We start from the raw sequence: 22,692 nt of genomic DNA, 5'->3' as shown, positions 1-22,692 counted from the left end.
GCTGTCAGTTCCGCGCATTCTTCGCCGCTTCCCGCCCGGCGACGCGGCCGAACACGCTGCCGATGGTCATGCCGATGCCGGCGGCGTAGCCCTTGCCGAGCACGTTGCCGGCCATGATCTCGCCGGCGGCGAACATGTTGGCGGACGGCTTGCCGTCCTTCATCAGCATCCGCGACTGCTTGTTCACGCGGGTGCCGAGATAGGTGAAGGTGATGCCGGGCCGCACCGGATAGGCGAGATAGGGCGGCGTCTCGATCCTGCGCGCCCAATGCGTCTTCGGAGGCGTGATGCCTTCGGTGCGGCAGTCGTCGAGGATGGTGTGGTCGAAGCTGCCGGGCTGCACCGAGGCGTTGAATTCGGTGATGGTCTTTTCCAGCGCGGCCGCATCGAGCTCGAGCTTGCCGGCGAGTTCGGCAATCGTTGAGCCTGCGATCGGCGGAAACAGCGTCGGCATGAAGCTCGTCACGACGGTCGAATCGAAAATGATGTAGGCGATCTGGTCCGGCTGCGCCGCGACCAGGCGGCCCCAGATCGCATAGCGCTTCGGCCAGATGTCCTCGCCTTCGTCGTAGAAGCGCTCGGCATGCTTGTTGACGACAATGCCGAACACGACCGAGTCATGACGGGTAATGATGCCGCCGTCGAACTTCGGCGCGCGGGCGTCGATTGCCACCGCATGGCACTGCGTTGGATCGCCGATCTCCTGCACGCCTTTGGCCAGCAGCATCTTCAGGATCGCGCCTCGATTATACGGCGTGCCGCGGATCAGGAAATTGTCGGCGGCCTCGCCCCAATATTGCTTCAGCCATTCGATATTTGCCTCGAAGCCGCCGGCGGCCGCGACCAGGGTCGAGGCGCGCACCTCGGTCCTGCCGCCGACCGGCTGCTTCAGCTGGGCCGAGAGGAACATGCCGTCCTCGATCTTGAGATCGATGACCTCGGCATCGTAGAGGATGTCGACGCCGAGCTCCTCGGCGGTAAGATACAGCGCGTTCAGCATCGCGCGGCCGCCGCCGAGGAAGAACGAATTGGTGCGGCCGAGGCTCAAGGTGCCGCCGAGCGAGGGCTGCCAACGCACGCCCTGTTGGACGATCCAGTTCAGGATGTCCTTGGACTCGTGGATCATGAAGCGGGCCAGTTCCTCGTCGGTCTGGCCGCCGGTCACCAGCAGCAAATCCTGCCAGAATTCCTCCTCGGTGTAGGGACCGGTGAGGATTTCGGTCGCCGCGTCATGGGCGCAGCGCATGTTGCGGGTATGGCGGGTGTTGCCGCCGCGGTAGAACTTTGGCGCGCCTTCCAGTACCAGCACCGAAGCACCGGCGCGCCGTGCGCTGATCGCAGCGCAGAGCGCGGCGTTGCCGCCGCCGATCACCAGCACGTCGAACCTGCGCGTCAGATCAACCATGCGCTCTTGTTATCGTTGTTGGCATGGAAAGCAACAGGGGCGGGCGAATGAGCATGATCCGGAAAAGCGTGTAGCGGTTTTCCGAAAGATCATGCTCAAATAAAGAGTCTGCCCCAATTGCATGCGCACGATCATGCCGCAACCGTCTCACGCTGCTCGATGGTCTGGCCGTCACGATAGACGATCAGCGCGGCGACGATGCCGAGCACGGCCGCGCACATCAGCCAGTAGCCGGGCGAGGCCTTGTCGCCGGTCTGCTGGATCAGCCAGGTCGAGGCGAACGGCGTGAATGTGCCGAACAGCCCGGCCGCCAGCGCAAAGGCCAGCGAGAAGCAGGTGGTGCGGACATGCGCCGGCACGATCTCGACCAGAGAGCCCAGCATGGTGCCGCTGTAGACGCCGAAATAGAACGAGAACATCATCTCGACCGCCAGCATCTTGCCGAAGCTCGGATCGGTGACCAGCCAGTGCAGCGCCGGATAGGCCGTCACCAGCGACAGGCCGGCGATCGCCAGCAGCACCGGCTTGCGGCCGATCCGGTCGGACAGCGCGCCGCCGACCGGATTCCAGATGAAGTTGGTCACGGCGACCAGCAGCGTCACCAGCAGCGCATCCTGGGTCGAGAGCTTCAGCACGGTCTTGCCGAAGGTCGGCGTGTAGACGGTAACGAAGTAGAAGGTCGTGGTGGTCAGCACCGCGATCATCATGCCGAGGATCACGATGCGCCAGTTGGCGAGTGCCGACGAAAACACCTCGCTTGCAGTCGGATGCTTCTTCATCGCCAGGAACGCCGGGGTTTCCTCCAGCGTGCGGCGCAGGAAGAAGATCACGGGGATGATCAGGCAGCCGACGAAGAACGGGATGCGCCAGCCCCAGTCCGCGACGGTTGCGGCCGGCATGCTCTCGCTCAGGATGAAGCCGAGGATCGAGGCGACGAAGATCGCCACCTGCTGGCTCGCCGACTGGAACGAGGTATAGAAGCCGCGATTGCCGGGTGTGGCGATCTCCGCGAGGTAGACCGAGACGCCGCCGAGCTCGACGCCGGCGGAGAAGCCCTGCAGCAGGCGGGCAAGCAGGACGATAATCGGAGCGGCAATGCCGATGCTTGCATAGGTCGGGCAGATCGCGATCACCACCGTGCCGACGGCCATGATTGCGAGCGTTACGATCAGGCCCTTGCGGCGGCCGATGCGGTCGATATAGGCGCCGAGCACAATCGCTCCGACTGGGCGCATCAGCGCGCCGAGCCAGAACACGCCGAAGGCGTTGAGCAGCGCCGCGGTCTCGTTCTCGGAGGGGAAGAAGGCCTTGGCGATAAGGGGCGCATAGAAGCCGAACAGGAAGAAGTCAAATTGCTCGAGGAAATTGCCGCTGGTCGCGCGCAGGATGGCGCCAAGACGCGACTTGATTTGCGGGACTTGTGGTGAACTCGACTGCGACATAACGCCTTTTCCTTCCCCGAAACAAAAGGGCCGGCGAAAATTGTCTCGCCAGCCAAGGCAGTTACCCTGCCATGTGCGGCAATTTGGCACGCCTGTCCGGCGCGACCAACCCCGAAATCACGCCGAGGCCATCGGAAAAAAGCCGTAGGTGGAAATCTGCTGGAAGCGCCTTCGAGCGAAGCTTGAGCGCAGCGTGCGCCGCATCAAGGCGCGGTATGTGCCGCGGCGCCGAGCCAGGAGCGGAACGCGGAGAGTTTTGGCGTATCGGCGCGTCCCTGCGGCGACACCAGATAGAAGCCGGCGTCCGCCGGCAGTGCGATCTTGAAGGGAACCACGAGCCGGCCCTTGGTGATGTCGTCCTGCACATAGGAGGTGCGGCCCATCGCGATGCCGATCCCGTCGATCGCGGCCTGGAGCGTCACGAACAGCAGGTCGAAGGTGACGCCCGGCTGTTTGGAGACGTCGGTCGGCAGGCCCGCCGCGGTCAGCCACAGCCGCCAGTCGTCGCTGTTGGCGTTGCTGGTGTGCAGCAGCACATGATCCCTGAGATCCTCAGGGCATTTGAGCGGCTTGGTTCCCTGCAGCAGCGAGGGACTGCACACCGGAAACAGCTCGTCCGCCATCAGCCAGTCCGCGCGCAGGCCGGCCCATTGGCCGCGGCCGTAGCGGATCGCGGCGTCGACCTTGTCGCGGTGGAAATCGACCAGGCTGGTTGAGGTGGTGATGCGGACGTCGATGCCGGGATGCGCCTCCTGGAATGCCGACAGCCGCGGCAGCAGCCATTTGGCGGCGAGCGACGCCAAGGTCGAGACGGTGAGCACGTGATCGTCGTCCCGGCGTAGCAGCCGATCTGTCGCAAGCCGGAGGTCGTTGAAAGCGGCGCGGACGCCGGGAAGGTATTCGGCGGCCTCCGGCGTCAGGCCCAGCGAGCGGTTCTGGCGGATAAACAGGCGGACGCCGAGTTCCTCCTCAAGCCGCCGGATCTGATGGCTGATCGCGGTCTGGGTCACGTTCAGTTCGGACGCCGCCAGCGTGAAGCTCATGTGCCGCGCGGCGGCCTCGAATGCCCTCAGGCCGTTCAGCGAAGGCAGGCGGCTGGTCATGCCAGAAAGGTCTCCCAATGCATGACGTTAATTCATGCGAAGCGGTACAAAGTGTCGTTTGTGAACGGGCCGAATAGCTCCGATATTGCCGCCAACAGGTTTACCGATAGGAGCCGCAAATGTCCATTTTCACCCATGAATCGATGACAAATCATCATACGGCCGATCATCATGCATCGGGGCTGCTGAACCAGGTCGGCGAGACGCTGCATGTCTGGTGGGAGCGCTACGAGCGCCGCCGCGAGCTGTCGCAGTGGACCGAGCGCGACCTGCACGACATCGGCATGTCCCGCAGCGACGTCGTGTTCGAGACCGACAAGCCGTTCTGGCGGGCCTAATGGGCCGCCGTCGCCGGCGCCGCCTCGATGGAGGGGCGCCGGCCAGTTTCTTCACCCGAGGAGCGTGTCATGGTTGCGCTGCATCTCGACGATCTCAAGCAATACTCCGACGTGCTGCGCGCCAAGAACGGCAGCGAGATCAAGGTGCGCTTCGTCGAGCCGCGCGATCGCGAGGAACTGCAGAACTACATCCGATCGCTCTCCGCGGGGTCCCGCTACAACCGCTTCCTGGGCGCACTGAGCGAGCTGCCGAAGACGGAGCTCGAGCGTTTTATTCATGTCGGCGAGGCTGACCGGTTCACGGTGGTCGCGACGATGCTGGTCGATGGTTTCGAAACCATTGTCGGCGAAGCCCGCTATGCCTTCCATGCCGATACGTCGAGCGTCGAGTTCGGCCTGTCGATCGATGACCGGTGGCAGGGCCACGGCATTGGCAAGGCGCTGCTGAAGAATCTCGAGTGCCGCGCGGCGTCCCTCGGAGCCGAGCGCATTTTTGGCGACACGCTGCGTTCCAATGCGACGATGATCGGGCTCGCCCGCAAGTCCGACTATGCCTTCATGCAAAGCCCCGGCGACTGGAAGCTGGTGCGCTTTGCGAAAGAGATCCACGTCGAACCGCAAGACATTCCCTGTGCCAGCTGGCGGCTTGCCGCCACTTCCCGCTTGGCCGCGATGTCCTCGCTTGCGGTTTGACTGACTAGGCCCGGTTCCGGCCTCCCCAGAACCGGGCCCTTTTCTTTTTAAGTCTGCCGCGATGGCTCTTACCTCCCCTTGAAAAGGGGAGGTCGCTTTGCTCGTCAGAGCAAAGCGGGTGGGGATCCTCTCTCTCTCTCTCTCCACGGGCAACCGTGCGTGTGGCTGACCCCCATCCCGACCTTCCCCCTTTCAGGGGGAAGGAGAAGAGGCCGAACTCAATTCCCCCGGAATACCGGCTTGCGCTTCTCGATGAACGCCTGCACCGCTTCCTTGTGATCGGCCGTCGTGGTCAGCCGGATCAACCGCTCGGCCTCGTGGCCGCGCGCGGTCGCGAAGTCGAATTGCAGCGCCTCGTCGAGATTGTCCTTCATGTAGCGCAGCGCCAAGGTCGGGCCTTCGGCCATCGACTTCGCCAGCGCAAAAGCCTCGTCCTGCAGCGCCTCGTCCGGCACCACGCGGTTGACGAGGCCGATCTGCTCGCATCTGACGGCATCGACCTTCTCGGAGGTGAACATCAATTCGCGGGCGCGCGAGGTGCCGACCAGCCGCGTCAGCAGCCAGGCCATGCCGTAGTCGCCGCTCAGCGCCACGCGCAGATATCCGGTCGAGATGAAGGCGGATTGCGCCGCGATCCGGATGTCGCAGGCCATCGCGATCGCAAGCCCGGCGCCGACCGCGGGGCCGGGCAGCGCGGCAATGGTCGGCTTGCGTACCGAGGCGAGTGCGCCGGTCAGCAGGCGCTGGCGCTCCTGAAGGTCCGCGACCTTGTCTTCATAGGACATTTCGAGCTTCTTCGGGTCGCGATGCGCGCCCATGCCCTTGACGTTGCCGCCGGCGCAGAACGCCTTGCCGGCGCCGGTGACGAGCAGCACGCCGACCTCGGGGTTCTCGCCGCAGGTCCGGATCATCGTGCGCAGCGCCGGCGTCAGCGTGTCCGACAGCGAGTTGCGGGCATCCGGACGGTTCAGGGTGATGACGGCGACGCGGTCGCGGATCACGCAGAGCAGTTCGTCGGTGCCGGTTTCGATCTTGATTTCGCTGGTCATCTATTCCCCCGGGGTTGAATTGTTGTCGTCATTGCGAGCGCAGCGAAGCAATCCATGCCACCGCGAGTGGAGAAATGGATTGCTTCGTCGCTTCGCTCCTCGCAATGACGGTTAGGATCGGCGCTCAGCCCAGCCTACGCCTTAGAGATGATCTCCGTCATCTCAAAACTTCTCAACCCAGGGCCGCAATTCCAGCTCCCAGGTCCAGGCGCTGCGCGGCTGTTGCAGCACGTTCCAGTAGCTCAATGCAATCGCGTCGGGATCGAGCATCGAATCCGGGCGATCAGCGGGCTCGGTGCGGGCGGCGCTGCGGATGCCGCCGTCGATCACGAAATGCGCGACATGGATACCCTGCGGCGACAGTTCCCGCGCCATGCTCTGCGCCAGCCCGCGCAATGCGAACTTGCCCATCGCGAACGGCGCCGATAGCGCATAGCCCTTGACGCTGGCGGAGGCGCCGGTGAACAGGATCGCGCCCTTCTTGTTGGGCAGCATGCGCTTCGCCGCTTCCTGCGCCACCAGGAAGCCGCCGAACGCCGAGACCGCGATCGCCCGCTCGACCTCGGAGGGGACGAGTTCAACGAAGGGCCCACGCGAGCGGCCAGAGGCGTTGTAGACCACGATATCAGGGGTTCCGATCTCGCGCTCGACGAGGCCGAAGAGACGCTCGACATCCTCGGCCTTGGTGGCATCGCAGGCATAGGTCCGCGCGCCGGTTTCGGTGCAGAGCGCGCCGAGCTTCTCGATGCTGCGGGCGCCCAGCGCCACGCGAATTCCCTCCCGCGAAAATAGCCGCGTCAGCGAGGCGCTGAGGCCCTCGCCGGCGCCGACGATCAGGGCGATCTTGTACTTCGGAATATCCATTGGGCTTTCCTTTGCTCGGCCGGAGGAGGATAGTCGTGCCCAAACAAATGAGAAGCGAAGCCGGGAATTCAATGCAGCCGCTCAAGCAGGATCAGAAAACGTCGTCCGTCAGCCAGCCGGGACTGCTGGCGCCCGATACGACGGGAATGAATTTCTACCGGGCCGATCCCGCGCTGACAGATCTTCTGAAACTGCATCTGCCCGAAGCGTTGTTCCGCCACATCGAGCCGCATCTCGACCGTCTCGGCGGATTGGCCGGTGGCTTTCTCGACGAATGCGCACGGCTTGCCGACCGGCATACGCCTGTGCTGCATCAGCGCGACAAGTTCGGCCGCGACGTCCAGCACATCGAATATCATCCGGCCTATCGCGATATCGAGAAAGTCGCGTTCGGCGAGTTCGGCATTCACGCGCTGTCGATCCGCAAGGACATCATGGGCTGGCCCGATAAATATCCTGTCGTGGCCAAGCACGCCTTCACCTTCCTGTTCAACCAGACCGAATTCGGCATGGGTTGCCCGATCAACGTCACCGACGGTTGCGCGAAGCTGCTGGCGAATTTCGGCAGCGAGGCTTTGAAGGCGAAATATTTGGACGGACTGACCCAGACCGACATGAGCAGACTGACGCAGGGCGGCCAGTTCATGACCGAGAAGGAGGGCGGTTCCGACGTCGGCACGCTGACCACCCGCGCCGTGCAGGAAGGCGACCACTGGCGGCTCTACGGCGAGAAGTGGTTCTGCTCAAACGCCGATGCCAAGGTGGTGATGCTGCTGGCGCGCCCCGAGGGCGCCGGGCCGGGCACCCGCGGCGTCGGCCTGTTCCTGATGCCGCGCTTCCTCGACGACGGCGCGCAGAACCACTACCGGATCGTGCGCCTGAAGGACAAGCTCGGCACCCGCTCGATGGCTTCGGGCGAGATCAAGTTGGATGGCGCGATCGCTTACGCCGTCGGCAAGCTCGACCGCGGCTTCGTGCAGATGGCCGAGATGGTGAACTCGTCGCGGCTTTCGAACGGCGTGAAGTCGACTGCGCTGATGCGCCGCGCCTTCCACGATGCGATGACGGTCGCGAAGGGCCGTGTGGTGTTCGGAAGCCGCATCATCGATTTGCCGCTGGCGCGGCGGCAGCTGATGAAGATCATGCTGCCGACCGAGCAGGCGCTGTCGATGAGCTTTCTGACCGCTGACGCGCTCGACCGCGCCGAGGCCGGCAGCCAGGATGCCGCGGCATTGCTGCGCATCCTGACGCCGACCTTGAAATTCCGCGCCACCCGCGATGCCCGAAAAGTCTGCGGCGACGCGATGGAGATGCGCGGCGGCATCGGCTACATCGAGGAATTCGTCACGCCCCGGTTGCTGCGCGACGCGCATCTCGGTTCGATCTGGGAAGGCACCGGCAACATCGTCGCGATCGACGCGCTGAAGCGCGCGGTCGGCCGCCATGGCGCCGACAATGCGCTCGCGGCCGATCTGCATGTGCGGCTCGATGGCAGCCCGAACGTGCCGCAAGCCTGGCGCAGCCGGCTGCGCGATCTCAGCGACCGCGCGATCGGGTTTGCGCGCGAGGTCTCTGGGAGCATCGACAATGAGGGCGATGCGCGGCGCGCCACCAGCCTGCTCTATCATGTCGCAAGCGCCGTGGCGCTGGCGTGGGAAGGCGGCCGCATTCACGAGATGCGCGGCGATGCGCGCCGGCTGCTGCTGTCGCGGATGGTGATCGACCATCGCGTGATGCCCGGCGATCCGTTCCGGCTTGCGGAAAATGCCGTTCAGCGCAGGATGACGGAGCACCTGCTCGGCGATCGCGCCGTCGGCATGGCCGAGGTTGGCGAATTGCTCATCGCAGCGTAGGCTGCCGCGCGAGCGCACCGTTCAAACAAACAAAAACGCCAAGGGAGACCCCGATGAAGGCCGCCGTTCTGCATGAAGTCAACAAGCCGCTGGTGATCGAGGATGTCAGCGTGCCCAATCCCGGGCCGCGCGAGGTCCTGATCCGCACCGCAGTCGCGGGTCTCTGCCACTCCGACCTGCACTTCATGGAAGGCCTGTATCCGCATCCGCTGCCCGCGGTGCTCGGCCATGAATCGGCCGGCGTGGTCGAGAAGGTCGGCTCCGACGTCAATTACGTGAAGCCGGGCGATCACGTCGTCACCTGCCTCTCGGTGTTCTGCGGCACCTGCGACAATTGCACCACCGGCCGCACCGTGCTGTGCACCGACACCACAGTGAAGATGTTGCCCGGCGCCTCCAACCGGTTGTCCTGGAACAGGTCGGAGAAGCTGCACCAGTTCCTCAATCTCTCGTCGTTCGCCGAGCAGATGCTGGTGCACGAGAACGCCATCGTGAAGATCAAGAGGGAGATGCCGCTCGATCTCGCCGCGCTGATCGGCTGCGGCGTCATCACCGGCTATGGCGCCGTAGTGAACACCGCCAAGGTGACCGCCGGCGAGACCGTCGCGGTGATCGGCTGCGGCGGCGTCGGCATGGCCGCGATCAACGGCGCGCAGATCGCCGGCGCCGGCCGTATCATCGCGATCGACACCAATCCGGCCAAGCTGCAGCTCGCGACCAAACTTGGCGCCACCGACATCGTCGATCCCGCCCGCGGCGACGTCGTCCAGCAGGTGCGCGAGCTCACCGGCGGCGGCGTGCAACACTCCTTCGAGGTGCTCGGCCGCAAGGACACCGCCGAGCAGGCCTTCGCCATGCTGGCGCCCGGCGGCACCGCGACCATCGTCGGCATGATCCCGTTCGGCCAGAAGATCGAGCTGCACGGTTTTGACTTCCTGCGCGAGCGCAGGATTCAAGGCTCCTCGATGGGCTCCAACCACTTCCGCGTCGACATGCCGCGCCTCGTCGACTTCTACATGCGCGGCAGACTGCATCTGGAGGACTGGATCTCGGCCAAGCTGAAGCTTTCCGAGATCAACGAGGGCTTCGCCAACATGAAGGCCGGCAAGACGCTGCGCAGCGTGATCATGTTCGACAGCTGAGCTTGTGTCGTCCCGGCGAAAGCCGGGACCCATACGCCGCGGCTCCACTTGGGGCACAGAGGTGGACGACTTTCTTTAGTCACCACAAATAGCGGTGGTTATGGGTCTCGGCGTTCGCCGGGACGACGGTTGAGATTGTTGTCAGCCGTCACCGCGCGACGTGCGCGGACACGGCGAGCCATTTGCCGTTCTGCCGCGCCCAGCAATCGGTGTAGCGGCCGTGTGCGGGCTCGCCGTCGGCGTTGGTGTAGCTGGTCTTCGCGTGGATGATGGCGAAATCGCCGAGGATGCGGATTTTGATGTCCTCGGCCTTCAGGCCCTTGATTTTCACCGGGATCGCCGTCTGCTTCAGGAAGGCGGCGCGGTCGACCAGGCTCTTGTCTGGATTGGTGCAGTAAAAGTCCTGCGCCAGGATTTCATCGAAGCGCTTGACGTCGCAGTTCTGAACCGAGTCGACGTAATCCTTGTTGAGTTTTGTCAGCTCTTCGAGATCGTTGCTCATTGTTTTCCTCCCGGCTGCTATTGCTCGTCATTGCGAGCACCCAGTCGGCGCCAAGCGCCGCCGGATGACAGGCTCCGCGAAGCAATCCATCGTTCCGCGCACGTTGATATATGGATTGCTTCGCTCCGCTCGCAATGACGGCAGCAACTTACTCAATCATCGAACATCTTCGGCGGCACAAATCCGCCGAACTCGCGCTCGATCAGCTCGGCGAGCTTGATCGGCGTGCGGTCCTCGAGCCAGGGGCCGACGATCTGCACGCCGAGCGGCAGTCCGTCGGGCGCAAAGCCGGTCGGGATCGCAGTCGAAGGCAGGCCAGGCAGGGTCGCGATGCCGGGCCAGGCGAGCTGGTCGGTGTAGATGTGCGGTTCGCCGTCGATCAGGATTCTGCGCTGCTCCTGATCGGGCGAATGATCGTGCGGATAGGCCGGCGTCGGCATGATCGGGCAGATCACCGCGTCGAAGGACTTGAAGAACTCGCGCCATTGCGCGCGCAGCCGCGAGCGCGCCGCAGTCGCCTGCACCCAGTCGCGATGGCTGAGCGCGATGCCGCGCAGCCGCTCGGCCTGCAGGCTGGTGTTGTCGGCCGGCAATGCCGCCGCCGCCGCGCAGGCGCCGGCATAGATATCGGGCGGAAAGTTCGCGCCGAGGAACGACAGCAGCATCCGCATATAGAGCCGCGACGACGCCGCGAAATCCGGCAGCAGCGGGCTCGCGCGCGAGATTTTGGCGCCGGCCTTGTCGATATGGCTGGCGAGCTTGTCGATCGTGCCGCGGACCGCCTTGTCGGTCGGCAGCACCGGATCGGTGTCGATGACGAGGATGCGGAAATCCCGCAAGTTCGCGTGGCGCGCTGCGGGCAGTTCGAGGCGATAGGCCTTGCCGGCGTCGAGCGGATCGGGGTCGGCCATTACGTCCAGCAGCAGCGACAGGTCGGCCGCGCCGCGCGCCATCGGGCCGGTCACCGCGAGGTCGCGTTCATAGATCAGCGGCGGCAGCGGCGGCGCGGTGTGTCCGCGCGACGGCAGCAGCGCGAAGGTCGGCTTGTGGGCATAGATGCCGCAGTGGAATGCCGGCACGCGCAGCGAGCCGCCGATGTCGGAGCCGAGCGACAGCGCGCCGTAGCCCGCCGCGAGCGCCGCCGACGATCCGCCGGAGGAGCCGCCCGGAGTGCGGCCGAGGTCGTAAGGGTTGTTGGTGGTGCCGTAGATCTCGTTGTAGCTCTGCCAGTCGGCGAGCCCGACCGGCACGTTGGTCTTGCCGAGGATCACGCCGCCGGCGTCCTTCACCCGCGTGATCGAGAGCGCGTCCTCAGTCGGCGTGAAGTCCTTCTGCGCCGGGTAGCCCCAGGTCGTCGGCAGGCCCGCGACGTTGAAGGATTCCTTCACCGTCATCGGGATGCCGAGCAGCGGCTTGTGCTCGCCGCGTGCGATCGCGGCATCGGCCGCGCGTGCAGCAGTGAGGCCGCGCTCGAAATCGCGCACGCAGACCGCGTTGACCCTGCCGTCGTGGCGCTCGATGCGGCCGATCGCGTCCTGTGCGAGCTCGACCGCCGAGACCTGCTTGCTGCGCAGCGCCTCCGACAGTTCGACGGCGGTCCTGAAACTCCATTGCGATTTGGCCACGGCGTGCTCCCGGTTCTGGTTGGCGCGATGATGGGCAGTTTGGCTGCCGCCCGCAAGCGCTGTAGCCGCCGCATGGCTGCCGCGTTTGATCGGAATTTCTACGCCGCACCGATCAGGATGCCGACCGCGAGCACGATCGCGCCGCCCAGCACGATCTGGAACACCGCCTGCAGGAACGGCGTGTCCATGTAGCGCGAGCGGATGAAGGCGATCGCCCACAATTCGAAGAACACCACGATCCCGGCGATTGCGGTCGCGATCCAGAATGCGTTCGGCCAGGCGTCGGGCACCAGATAGGGGATGGTGTGGCCGAGGCCGCCGAGCGTCGTCATCAAGCCGCAGGTCAGGCCGCGCAGCCAGGGCGAGCCGCGCCCGGTCAGCGAGCCGTCGTCGGACAGCGCCTCGGCAAAGCCCATGCTGATGCCGGCGCCGATCGAGGCGGCAAGTCCGACCAGAAAAGTCTGCCAGTTGTGATGGGTGGCGAAGGCGGCGGCGAACAGCGGCGCCAAGGTCGAGACCGAGCCGTCCATCAATCCGGCAAGCCCGGGCTGGACATATTGCAGCACGAACATCCGCCGCCGCGTGCGGTCTTCCTCGGCGCGCACATCGGGCTTGAGGATGTCGCCGGTCAGCTTGACCGCGAGCTTCTCGTGGCCCTTTTCCTCCTCGGCGAGATCGCCGAGCAGCCGGCGCACGCCGACATCCTCGGCCTTCTCCGCGGCCTTCGCATAGAAGCGCTCGGCCTCCAGCTCCATGGTCTCGACTTCCTTGCGGATGGTGTCGAGCGGCAGGTTCTTGGTCAGCCAGATCGGGCGGCGGCGCAAAAAGCCTTTGACATCCTCGCGCCGGATCGGCGGCAGATGCTGACCGAAGCGCTGCTCGTAGGTCTCCAGCAGCCGGTGGCGATGGCCGCGCTCCTCCTCCGCCATCTCCTCGAAAATCTTCGCGGTATCGGGATATCGCCCGGCGAGGTCCTCGGCGAAGGACATGTAGATGCGGCTGTCCTCCTCCTCGGAGGCGATCGCGACCGCCAGCACCTCGCGCTCGGTCAGATCGGCAAAGTTCTTCACGGCAACGCACCCTGTTCATTCAGTTTAGAATTAGAATAGTTCTAAATAATAGGAGCGCGCCGCCGCCGGGTCAAATCAAGGTGGCCCCGAATCCGGGCGCAACTGCGCCGGGCGGCAGCGCAGTTTTGGCGAAGAACGCTTTTCAGAACAATGAGATGAACTTGGATCGAGCAACGGCTCAGGGCCGGGAGCCGGCCTCTCGCAGGAATGTGAGCAGGAGCCGGCTGACCTCCTCCGGCTGCTCCTGCTGCACCCAATGGCCGGCGCTGTCGACCAGATGGCAGCCGATCATCCTGCTGCAGGCCTTGGTCCGCATCGCTTCGAACACACCGGGCCGCTGATAGGTGCCCCAATCCTGCTTGCCCGAGATGAAGGCGGAGGGCTGGTCGATGCTGCGGCCGCTCCAGGTCTGCAATTCCGGGGTGAACGCGCCCGAGGTGCCGCAGCGATACCATTGCAGCCCGCCCTGGAATCCAGTGCGCTGATACTCGGCGCTGTAATAGGCGAGCTCCCGATCCGGCAGCCAGGTGTTGGCAGCGATCGCCTCACGCGACGGCATCTGTTCGGCCACCGTCGCCGCCATGTCCTTGGCGAGATCCATCACATAATAGGTCGGCAGCTTTGCCAGTTCGCCCGCCGACCACGACTCAAGCGGATACGGCCTGTTGTCTTTCCAGTCCGCGCTCTTGTGATGGTAGTAGGCGCGCAGGAAATCATGCACGCCCTGCGGCGCGCGATGCATGTCGTCGTTGGCCGGACGTGTCGAATAATACCACTGATAGTGTTTGCGCGGCCGCGGCAGCGCGGCGAGCTCGCGATGCACCGGGTCTTCGCCCGCGGGCTTTGCCGGAGTGTTCGCGATGTTGAACGGCAGCGACGGCGGCCCCGCGAACGGCGCGCTCATCATCACGACCGCGCGGAACACGTCGGGCCGGATCAGCGCGCACCATGCCGCGACCGACGAACCGAAATCATGCCCGATCACCGCATCGACATGCTTGGTGCCGAACGCTGCGACCACCCCGAGCGCATCGCGCACCAGGTTGGGCAGGCGGAACGACGCGAGGTCGCCGTCATAATCCGCGCTCCAGCCAGTGGTGCGGCCATAGCCGCGCTGGTCCGGCGCGATCACATGATAGCCGGCCGCGGCCAGCTTCGGCATCACCTTGCGCCAGGAGAACGCCAGCTCCGGAAAACCGTGCAGCAGCAGCACGCAGGGACGGCCGGATGTCTCGAAGCCGGCTTCGAGCACATGCATGCGCAGGCCGTTGATCCCGTCGACATAACGCGAGCGGATGGTGGCGGGGAGCGGGACGTCGGGGAGGGCTGCCATCGTAAGGATCACCTGTTCAGGACAGCCGCAGAACCAGCGCATTTGGCTGTATGCTGGCGGTCATTGTTCTCACGATAGCAACTTTGGCCAGGGGATGCATACCGCATGCGCCACGCGAGGATTGCAATGCTGCCCGGCTGGATGGCGCGGCCCGCTCTGACGATCGTGGCCGCAAGCCTGCTGCTGCTGCCGGTGGCGCGCGCCGCCGACATCAACGAGCTGACCGAAAAATTGCCGCACGCCTATATCGGCGAATTCCTGTGGGATGGTGACAAGACGGTGCAGAACGTCGTCATCACCTTCGACCAGGTGCACGCCCTGAACGAGCAGAACGCGGAAGCGCTCGGCTGCGGTTCGTATGAGGTCGGCCGTCGCGTGACCAAGATCAAGGTGCGGATGTTCGTCCGGCTGTCCGATCTCGAGGTCGAGCTGTTCGAGTGGTCGCCCGACGGCAACGGCTCGTTCGAGACCGGCGGCAGCCATCGCGGCAAGCTGTCGGAAGATTTTCAGCAGATCGACGCGCAGTGGACCACCACGGCGACCGGCCAGCACGGCCAACTCCATCTGCGCGCCGTGGCCTCGGCCGCCTGCGAGCCGGCCGCGGCGCTGTAGCTCGGGTCAGCGTCTCTGAGTGGGCAAAGCACCGCCGGTCCCTAATCCTCCCCTCTCAGGGGAGGGCAAGAAGTCACGCCTTGCCCGCCGGCTTCGGCCAATAGCGATCACGCAGATGCCGCTTCACCAGCTTGCCCGTCGGCGTCCGCGGCAGCTCGGCCTCGAAGTCGATGCTCTTCGGGCATTTGATCGGCGACAGATGCTGTCTGCAGAACGCGATCAGCTCGGCCTCGAGATCCTTGCCGGCCTTGGTCATGTCGCGCGGCTGCACCACGGCCTTGACCGCTTCGCCCATCTCTTCGTTCGGCACGCCGAACACCGCGACGTCGGAGACCGCGGGATGCGTGATCAGCACGTCCTCAGTCTCCTGCGGATAGATGTTCACGCCGCCGGAGATGATCATGTAGCTCTTGCGGTCGGTGAGATAGAGGAAGCCCTCTTCATCGAGGTAGCCGACGTCGCCGAGCGTCGACCAGCCCCTGGCGTTATAGGCCTTCTTCGTCTTCTCGGGATCGTTGTGATAGGTGAAGGCGGGCGCGTCGGCGAAATAGACCTGGCCGATCTGCCCCGTCGGCGCCTCCTCGTCGTTTTCGTCCAGGATCTTGACCTTGCCGACCACGGCGCGGCCGACCGTGCCGCGATGCGTGAGCCATTGCTGCGAGGTCGACACCGTGACGCCGTTGCCCTCGGAGCCCGCGTAATACTCGATCAGGATCGGTCCCCACCATTCGATCATCTTGGCCTTGACGTCGACCGGGCAGGGCGCCGCGGCGTGGATCGCGCCTTTCAGCGAGGAGACCTTGTAGCGTGCGCGGATCTCGTCGGGCAGCTTCAGCATGCGCACGAACATGGTCGGCACCAGCTGCGACTGCGTCACCTTGTGCTTCTCGACCTGCTTCAAAAATTCCTCGGCATCGAAATGCTCCATGATGACCGAGGTGCCGCCGAGCACGGTTGCCATCATGTTGAAGCGCAGAGGGGCCGCATGATAGAGCGGCGCCGGCGACAGATAGATGCTGTCGGCGTTCATGCCGCACATGTCGGCGGTGAGAATCCGCAGGAACGGGTTCGGCACGTCGATCCGGTTGCCCTCGAACTCCTTCTTGATGCCCTTGGGCCGGCCGGTGGTGCCGGAGGAATACAGCATGTCGTAGCCCGCGACCTCGTCGGCAACCGGCGTGGTCGGCTGCGCGCCGGCCTCCTTGTCGTAGGAGCGGAAGCCGGGCGCGGGCTCGTCCATCATGTAGAACAGCGGCTCGCCGGGTTCGCCCTTGATCAGGCCCTTCACCTTGTCGGCGCATTGCGGCGTGGTGATGAAGACCTTAGCCCCGCAATCCCTAATGATGTAGGCGATCTCATCTTCCGTCAGGTAGCGGCTGATCGCCGTGTAATAGAGCCCCGAGCGCTGCGCCGCCCAGCAGATCTCCAAGAAGGCGAGCCGGTTTTCCATCAAGAGCGCGATGTGGTCGCCTGCCTTCAGGCCGAGCGAGCGGAACAGATGTGCGCCCTGGTTCGAAAGCTCGTCAAGCTCGCGATAGGTGATGGATTTGCCGGTCGCCGCCATCTGGTAGGCGATCTTGTTCGGATGGTTGCGCGCGTGGATCGACGGATGGGTCAAAGATGTTTCCTCAAACAAAGTGGTCGTCCCGGCGAAGGCCGGGACCCATAACCACCAATTTTTGTTGTTGGACTGGGTTGCGGCCCCAGCCGTGCCTAACCACAAGCGCCTGTGGTTATGGGTCCCGGCCTTCGCCGGGACGACGCTTTTTGTGTGGAGGCTGTGCGCCTCACCTAACGAGGCTTACAGCCGCTCGACAATCGTCACGTTCGCCATGCCGCCGCCTTCGCACATCGTCTGCAGGCCGTAGCGCTTGTTGCGCTGCTTGAGTGCGTGCAGCAGCGTGGTCATCAGCTTGGTGCCGGAGCCGCCGAGCGGATGGCCGAGCGCGATCGCGCCGCCGTTGACGTTGAGGCGCGCCGGATCGGCACCGGTGGTCTTCAGCCACGCGGTCGGCACCGAGGCGAAGGCCTCGTTGACCTCGAACAGGTCGATGTCGTCGACCTTCATGCCGGCCTTCTGCAGCGCGCGCTGGGTCGCCGGCAGCGGCGCTTCCAGCATGATCACGGGGTCGCCGCCCATCATGGTCAGATGATGGATGCGCGCCATCGGTGTGAGGCCGAGCGCCTTGAGGCCCTTCTCGTTGACGACCATCACGCCGGAGGCGCCGTCGCAGATCTGGCTGGCGCTCGCCGCGGTCAGCCTGCCGTTCTCGGCGATCAGCTTGACGCCCTTGATGCCGTCGAGGCTGGCGTCGAAGCGGATGCCTTCGTCGATATGGTGGGTGTCGGTCGAGCCGTCGGCGCGGGTGATCTTCACCGGCACGATCTCATCCTTGAAATGGCCGGCTTGCGTTGCCGCGATCGCACGCTGATGGCTGTTGTAGGAGTACTCGTCGAGCTCATCCTTCGACAGGCCGTACTTCTCCGCCATCATCTCCGCGCCGGTGAACTGGCTGAAGATGATGTTGGGGTACTTCGCCTCGATGCCCGGGCTCTTGTAGTGGCCGAAGCCGCTCTTGGCCGGCAGCGAGGAGGCGAGCCCCATCGGCACGCGGGTCATCGATTCCACGCCGGCGGCGATCACGCAGTCCATGGTGCCGGACATCACGGCCTGCGCCGCGAAATGCAGCGCCTGCTGCGAGGAGCCGCACTGGCGATCGATCGAGGTCGCCGGCACGCTCTCCGGCAGCTTGGATGCCATCACCGCGTTACGCGCGACGTTGTTGGACTGCTCGCCGGCCTGCATCACGCAGCCCATGATGACGTCCTCGACCTGCGCCGGGTCGGCGCCGGATCGTTCGACCAGCGCATCGAGAACGGTCGCGGCCAGATCGGCGGGATGCCAGCCGGCGAGACGTCCCCCCTTGCGGCCGCCCGCGGTGCGAGCGGCGGCGACGATATATGCCTCGGCCATGTCTGATCTCCCTGATGTTCTGATTGGGCGGTTTTGAAAGTTGGGCCGGATTTAAGGGGCGGCTTAGTCAATCAATCAATTAACTCTTGAGTGCAGCCCCGCCATGGGCTTATGTGCGGCCTCGATTTACCGGCGAGCCCGGAACCAAGAGCGGGACCAGAGCGCAGTTGAATACCAGCGTACCGACGAAACTTGCCGCGAGCAAAAACGCCACGGCGGACAAGCTATTGGTGGCGGCCAGCGAGCTGATGATCGAGCGCGCCTCGATCGAGGTGTCGCTGTCCGACATCGCGCAGAAGTCGGGCGTCAACGCAGCCCTGGTGAAATACCATTTCGGCAACAAGGACGGGCTGTTGCTGGCGCTCTTGGCGCGCGATGCCGCGACCGAGATATCGCAACTCGAATATCTCTTGGCGCAGCCGATCTCGCCGTCCGCGAAGCTGCGGCTGCATATCGGCGGCATCATCCGCGCCTATCACCAGTTCCCCTATATGAACCGGCTGATCCATTATCTGCTGCACGAAAGCTCGGCAGGCGCTCCGGACGAGGTGTCGAAATTCTTCGTCGCGCCGCTGCTGGATTTTCATCGCCGGCTGTTGGCCGAAGGCATCAAGGCCGGCGAGTTCCGCAAGATCGATCCGGTGCTGTTCTACACCAGCCTGATCGGCGCCTGCGATCATCTGTTCTTCGGCCGCCACGCGATGTCGCGCGCGGTCGGCGTCGGTCCGGTCACCGACGAGGTCTGCCGCGAATACATCAAGCACATGGAAGCCTTGATCTTCGGCGGCGTGCTCAATCCCGATAAGGAAACGGCGGCTGTCGCCGCCGGATAACAAAGTACGAAGTTGAGAGAAGAAACGCTCAAGGAAGGGTTATTCCATGCAGTTGAAAGACGTTGCCGTTCTCATCACCGGCGGCGGCTCCGGCCTCGGCGCCGCGACCGCCCGCGCCATGGCCGCCAAGGGCGCCAGGATCGGCGTGATCGACCAGAACAAGGAAAACGCCGAGAAGGTAGCCGCCGAGGTGAAGGGCGTCGCGCTGCATGCCGACGTCACCGACGAGGAAGCGATCAAGGCGGCGATCGCCAAGGCCGAGGCCGCGCACGGCATCGCGCGCGTGCTGATGAACTGCGCCGGCATCGGCGGCTCGCAGCGCATCGTCGGCAAGGACGGCGTCTATCCGCTGGCGAAGTTTGTCCGCATCATCAATGTCAATCTGATCGGCACCTTCAACGTGCTGCGCCTGTTCGCCGAGCGGCTGGCGACCGAAGCCCCGATCGGCGAGGAGCGCGGCGTCGCGATCAATACCGCTTCGGTCGCGGCCTATGAAGGCCAGATCGGCCAGATCGCCTATTCGGCCTCGAAGGGCGGTGTCGTCGGCCTCACGCTGCCGGCCGCGCGCGACCTCGCAAGCCTGAAGATCCGCGTCAACACCATCGCGCCCGGCCTGTTCCTGACACCGCTGCTGATGGGCCTCAACGAGGAAGCCCGCAAGAGCCTCGGCGCCCAGGTGCCGCATCCGGCCCGCCTCGGCGATGCCTCGGAGTACGGCAACCTCGCCGTCCACATCGTCGAGAACCCGATGCTCAACGGCGAAACCATCCGCCTCGACGGCGCCATCCGCATGGCGCCGCGCTAACGGCGAATTCCGCCGTACTTCCCTTCTCCCCTCTTGTCCGCCGAAGCCTTTAGGCGAAGGCGGATGTGGGAGAAGGTGGCGCGGACGTAGTCCGCGACGGATGAGGGGTTCTCCCCGCGGAGACAGACCCCTCACCCAACCGAATGCAAGGCTAATAGCGAACATGCCCTCTCCCACAAGGGGAGAGGGCACAGTAACGAGCATCGCGTTCGCTGAACGGTCGGGAGGACCATACGCGTGTCTCATCCGCTGCTGATCGAACATCACGACGGAGTCGATTGGGTCACGCTCAATCGTCCGGACAGCCTGAACGCGCTCGATCCCGCCATGATCGATGCGCTCAACACCTACTTCCAGGGCCTGCAGCGCAATCGCGATACCCGAATCGTGGTGCTGAAGGGCGCCGGCGCGAACTTCTGTGCCGGGCTCGACCTCAAGCACGCGATGGCACGCCGCGACGGACAGACCGAGCCGCCGGGCGTCACGGAGTCGCTGGACTCGCAGCGCCGCATTGCCGACATCGTGATGCTGATGCGGCGTTGTCCGCAGCCGATCATCGCGCTGGTGCAGGGCGCGGCCGCCGGCGGCGGCTTTGCGCTGGCGCTCGCCGCCGACATCCGCATCGCCGCAAAGAATGCGCGGATGAACTGCGCCTTCATCAAGCTCGGCCTGGGCGGCTGCGACATCGGCACCAGCTATTTCCTGCCGCGCCTCGTCGGCGTGTCCGTCGCGTCCGAACTGATCCTCACCGGGCGCTTCATCCATGCCGACCGCGCGCTCGCCGTCGGCCTTGTCTCTGAGGTGGTCGAGGCCGCCGATCTCGACGCCGCGGCCAATCCTTATGTCGAAGCGATGATGACGGCCTCGCCGGTCGGTCTCCGCCTCTCCAAGGAATGCATCAATATGAGCGTCGATGCCGGCTCGATCGAGGCCGTGATTGCGATGGAGGATCGCAATCAGGTGCTGTGCAGCCGCTCGGAAGATTTTCAGGAGGGCATCAGGGCCTTCCTTGAGAAACGAAAGCCTGTCTATATCAGGCGCTGATAAAAAGTCCGCAAAGGACAAGAAATTCCGGGAGACGCAAAATGGATGGTGACGCGGCGATGCTGACAAAACCCGCCTTTCGCAAGGTGGACTGGCTCGCACGTGACGTCGCGGTCGAGCGGCGCAACGACGGCACCATCGTCCTGAAGTCGCGGATTCCGCTGCAGGCTTACGAGACGCATATTCCGGCCTATCTCGCCAAATGGGCGGCGCAGGCACCGGAGCGTATCTGGCTGGCGCAGCGCGGCGGTCCCGACCGGCAGTGGCGCAAGGTCTCCTATGGTGACGCCAAGCGCACCGTCGATGCGCTGACGCAAAGCCTGCTCAATCTCGGTGTTGGCGGAGACCGGCCGGTCGCGATCCTCTCAGGCAATTCGATCGAGCATGCGCTGATGACGCAGGCGGCGATGCAGGCACGGTTGCCGGCCGCGCCGGTGTCGCCGGCCTATTCGCTGATGAGCCAGGATCATCTCAAGCTCAAATATCTGTTCAACCTGATCAAGCCCGCCGTCGTGATGGTGCAGGACGGTGCGGCCTTCGAGAAGGCGCTGAAGGCGATCGATCTCACAGGGATCACCGTCATTCACGTGCTGCGTCCGTGCGAGGGCATCAAGAGCGTGGCCTTTGCCGAGCTTGCCGCAACGCCGGTGACATCCGCGGTCGGTGAGTCCATCGCGAAGATCACGCCCACAACCGTCGGCAAGCTGCTGTTCACCTCGGGCTCGACCGGCATGCCCAAGGCCGTCATCAATACCCAGGAGATGATGTGCGCCAATGCGGCGATGATGATGCAGGTGCGGCCGCGTGAAACGGCTGGCCCGATCCCGACCGTGCTCGACTTGATGCCGTGGAATCACACCATGGGCGGCAATGCCGCGTTCAATCCGGTGCTGGTCGACGGCGGTACGCTCTATATCGACGACGGCCGGCCGATGCCGGGTCAGCTCGAGGAAACCATCAGGAATCTGCGCGAGGTGTCGCCGACCTATTACGCCAACGTGCCGGCCGGCTATGCCGCGCTCGCAGCCGTCATGGAGAAGGACGAAGCGCTGTGCCAGAGCTTCTTCAAGAACCTCGCGATCATGGGTTATGGCGGCGCGCGGCTGCCTGACGATCTCTACGACCGCATGCAGGCGCTGGCGGTGAAGACCACTGGCGAGCGCATTGTGTTCTACACCGGCTGGGGCTCGACCGAGACCGCGCCGACCTCGACCGGCACCTATTGGGACACCGAGCGCGTCGGCCTGATCGGCCTGCCGTTCCCCGGCGTCGAGCTGAAGATGGTGCCGTGCGGCGCGAAATACGAATTGCGGCTGCGCGGCGTCAACGTCACGCCGGGCTATTTCGGCCAGCCTGACCTCACCGCCAAGATGTTCGACGAGGAAGGCTTCTACTGCATCGGCGATGCCGGTGTGTTCGTCGATCCCGAAGATCCGCTGCAGGGCATCATCTTTGCCGGCCGCGTGGTCGAGGATTTCAAACTGACGACCGGCACCTTCGTCCATGTCGGCTCGCTGCGCACCGATGCGATCGCGGCCGCGACGCCGGTCGTGCATGACGCGCTCGTGGCGGGGCAGGACCGTGACTTCATCGGCCTGTTGTGCTGGCCGAACCTGCACGCCTGCCGTCAGCTCGTCGGCAATGCGGAGGCGAGCTATGAGGACGTGATCCGGCATCCCGACGTGGTCGCCTGCCTCAGGAAAGGCCTGCAGGCCCACAACGCGTCGACCACCGGCAGCAGCATGCGCATCGCGCGTGCAATGCTGATGGTCGAGCCGCCGTCGATCGACGGCAACGAGCTCACCGACAAGGGCTACATCAACCAGCGCGCCGGCCTCGAACGCCGCGCCGCGCTGGTCGAGAGGCTCTATGCCGACAAGCCCGGCGACGACGTGATCGTTTTGAACTGACCGTAGGATGGGTAGAGCGCAGCGAAACCCATCATCTGACCAAGCAATCGATGGGTATCGCTTCGCTCCACCCATCCTACGAAGCCAAACAACAA

General features: G+C 64.6%; 20 protein-coding genes. 9 read left to right on the top strand and 11 right to left on the bottom strand.

Annotated features, from left to right (window positions below):
* Window positions 1–4: 4 nt before the first annotated feature.
* From tcuA to K359_RS0102745, 3 genes are all read right to left on the bottom strand, one after another.
* Window positions 5–1,405 carry an FAD-dependent tricarballylate dehydrogenase TcuA gene (tcuA, locus tag K359_RS0102755; protein WP_198031095.1) on the bottom strand — a complete coding sequence of 467 codons (1,401 nt, stop codon included), beginning with the start codon at window positions 1,403–1,405 and terminating at the stop codon, window positions 5–7.
* Window positions 1,406–1,536: 131 nt separating this feature from the next.
* Entirely contained in the window at window positions 1,537–2,847 is a 1,311-nt protein-coding gene (locus K359_RS0102750) for an MFS transporter (RefSeq protein ID WP_029077969.1), read from the bottom strand.
* Between the two features lie 203 nt (window positions 2,848–3,050).
* The gene (locus K359_RS0102745; protein ID WP_029077968.1) at window positions 3,051–3,950 is read right to left on the bottom strand and encodes a transcriptional regulator GcvA; all 900 of its coding nucleotides are present in this window, start codon (window positions 3,948–3,950) and stop codon (window positions 3,051–3,053) included.
* A gap of 119 nt (window positions 3,951–4,069) precedes the next feature.
* On the opposite strand from K359_RS0102745, the gene K359_RS0102740 reads away from it, so the two are divergent.
* The gene (locus tag K359_RS0102740; RefSeq protein WP_029077967.1) at window positions 4,070–4,288 is read left to right on the top strand and encodes a DUF1127 domain-containing protein; all 219 of its coding nucleotides are present in this window, start codon (window positions 4,070–4,072) and stop codon (window positions 4,286–4,288) included.
* 69 nt (window positions 4,289–4,357) lie between these two features.
* Window positions 4,358–4,981 carry a GNAT family N-acetyltransferase gene (locus K359_RS0102735; protein WP_029077966.1) on the top strand — a complete coding sequence of 208 codons (624 nt, stop codon included), beginning with the start codon at window positions 4,358–4,360 and terminating at the stop codon, window positions 4,979–4,981.
* A gap of 218 nt (window positions 4,982–5,199) precedes the next feature.
* On the opposite strand, the gene K359_RS0102730 is transcribed toward K359_RS0102735, so the two are convergent.
* Window positions 5,200–6,030 (bottom strand): enoyl-CoA hydratase, encoded by an 831-nt coding sequence (locus tag K359_RS0102730; protein ID WP_029077965.1) that lies wholly within the window; start codon window positions 6,028–6,030, stop codon window positions 5,200–5,202.
* Between the two features lie 162 nt (window positions 6,031–6,192).
* On the bottom strand, window positions 6,193–6,894 hold the full coding sequence (locus K359_RS0102725) for an SDR family NAD(P)-dependent oxidoreductase (protein WP_029077964.1): 702 nt from the start codon (window positions 6,892–6,894) through the stop codon (window positions 6,193–6,195).
* Window positions 6,895–6,965: 71 nt separating this feature from the next.
* Here K359_RS0102725 and K359_RS0102720 point away from each other — a divergent pair, with 71 nt between their 5' ends.
* Window positions 6,966–8,747: an acyl-CoA dehydrogenase family protein gene (locus tag K359_RS0102720; protein ID WP_029077963.1), complete on the top strand. Its 1,782-nt coding sequence runs from the start codon at window positions 6,966–6,968 to the stop codon at window positions 8,745–8,747.
* A gap of 53 nt (window positions 8,748–8,800) precedes the next feature.
* Window positions 8,801–9,889 carry a Zn-dependent alcohol dehydrogenase gene (locus K359_RS0102715; RefSeq protein WP_029077962.1) on the top strand — a complete coding sequence of 363 codons (1,089 nt, stop codon included), beginning with the start codon at window positions 8,801–8,803 and terminating at the stop codon, window positions 9,887–9,889.
* Window positions 9,890–10,037: 148 nt separating this feature from the next.
* Here the strand turns inward: K359_RS0102715 and K359_RS0102710 are convergent, their stop codons facing one another.
* From K359_RS0102710 to K359_RS0102695, 4 genes are all read right to left on the bottom strand, one after another.
* Window positions 10,038–10,391, bottom strand: coding sequence for a nuclear transport factor 2 family protein (locus K359_RS0102710; RefSeq protein ID WP_029077961.1), 354 nt, complete (start codon window positions 10,389–10,391; stop codon window positions 10,038–10,040).
* A 152-nt stretch (window positions 10,392–10,543) separates the two neighbouring features.
* Window positions 10,544–12,016: an amidase gene (locus K359_RS0102705; protein ID WP_029077960.1), complete on the bottom strand. Its 1,473-nt coding sequence runs from the start codon at window positions 12,014–12,016 to the stop codon at window positions 10,544–10,546.
* Between the two features lie 98 nt (window positions 12,017–12,114).
* The gene (gene mbfA, locus K359_RS0102700; protein ID WP_029077959.1) at window positions 12,115–13,086 is read right to left on the bottom strand and encodes an iron exporter MbfA; all 972 of its coding nucleotides are present in this window, start codon (window positions 13,084–13,086) and stop codon (window positions 12,115–12,117) included.
* A 178-nt stretch (window positions 13,087–13,264) separates the two neighbouring features.
* On the bottom strand, window positions 13,265–14,419 hold the full coding sequence (locus K359_RS0102695) for an alpha/beta fold hydrolase (protein ID WP_029077958.1): 1,155 nt from the start codon (window positions 14,417–14,419) through the stop codon (window positions 13,265–13,267).
* A gap of 105 nt (window positions 14,420–14,524) precedes the next feature.
* On the opposite strand from K359_RS0102695, the gene K359_RS0102690 reads away from it, so the two are divergent.
* Window positions 14,525–15,031 (top strand): hypothetical protein, encoded by a 507-nt coding sequence (locus tag K359_RS0102690; protein ID WP_029077957.1) that lies wholly within the window; start codon window positions 14,525–14,527, stop codon window positions 15,029–15,031.
* A 73-nt stretch (window positions 15,032–15,104) separates the two neighbouring features.
* Here K359_RS0102690 and K359_RS0102685 read toward each other — a convergent pair whose 3' ends face one another.
* Entirely contained in the window at window positions 15,105–16,649 is a 1,545-nt protein-coding gene (locus K359_RS0102685) for an acyl-CoA synthetase (protein WP_029077956.1), read from the bottom strand.
* A gap of 183 nt (window positions 16,650–16,832) precedes the next feature.
* Window positions 16,833–18,005 carry an acetyl-CoA C-acetyltransferase gene (locus K359_RS0102680; RefSeq protein WP_029077955.1) on the bottom strand — a complete coding sequence of 391 codons (1,173 nt, stop codon included), beginning with the start codon at window positions 18,003–18,005 and terminating at the stop codon, window positions 16,833–16,835.
* A 167-nt stretch (window positions 18,006–18,172) separates the two neighbouring features.
* On the opposite strand from K359_RS0102680, the gene K359_RS0102675 reads away from it, so the two are divergent.
* The 4 genes from K359_RS0102675 to K359_RS0102660 all read left to right on the top strand — a co-directional run bounded on the left by K359_RS0102675 (window position 18,173) and on the right by K359_RS0102660 (window position 22,597).
* Window positions 18,173–18,838 (top strand): TetR family transcriptional regulator, encoded by a 666-nt coding sequence (locus K359_RS0102675; protein ID WP_029077954.1) that lies wholly within the window; start codon window positions 18,173–18,175, stop codon window positions 18,836–18,838.
* Window positions 18,839–18,884: 46 nt separating this feature from the next.
* Entirely contained in the window at window positions 18,885–19,643 is a 759-nt protein-coding gene (locus tag K359_RS0102670; RefSeq protein ID WP_029077953.1) for an SDR family NAD(P)-dependent oxidoreductase, read from the top strand.
* 237 nt (window positions 19,644–19,880) lie between these two features.
* A complete protein-coding gene (locus K359_RS0102665) occupies window positions 19,881–20,687 on the top strand; it encodes an enoyl-CoA hydratase/isomerase family protein (RefSeq protein WP_029077952.1) in 807 nt (268 codons plus the stop codon).
* A 41-nt stretch (window positions 20,688–20,728) separates the two neighbouring features.
* On the top strand, window positions 20,729–22,597 hold the full coding sequence (locus tag K359_RS0102660) for an AMP-binding protein (protein WP_029077951.1): 1,869 nt from the start codon (window positions 20,729–20,731) through the stop codon (window positions 22,595–22,597).
* The last annotated feature ends 95 nt before the right edge of the window (window positions 22,598–22,692 follow it).

This window comes from Bradyrhizobium sp. th-b2 (assembly GCF_000426785.1).
In the GTDB taxonomy this organism is placed as follows: domain Bacteria; phylum Pseudomonadota; class Alphaproteobacteria; order Rhizobiales; family Xanthobacteraceae; genus Bradyrhizobium; species Bradyrhizobium septentrionale.
The sequence above is the reverse complement of the archived record's forward strand: the minus strand, read 5'-3'. Positions and strand labels throughout refer to the sequence as shown.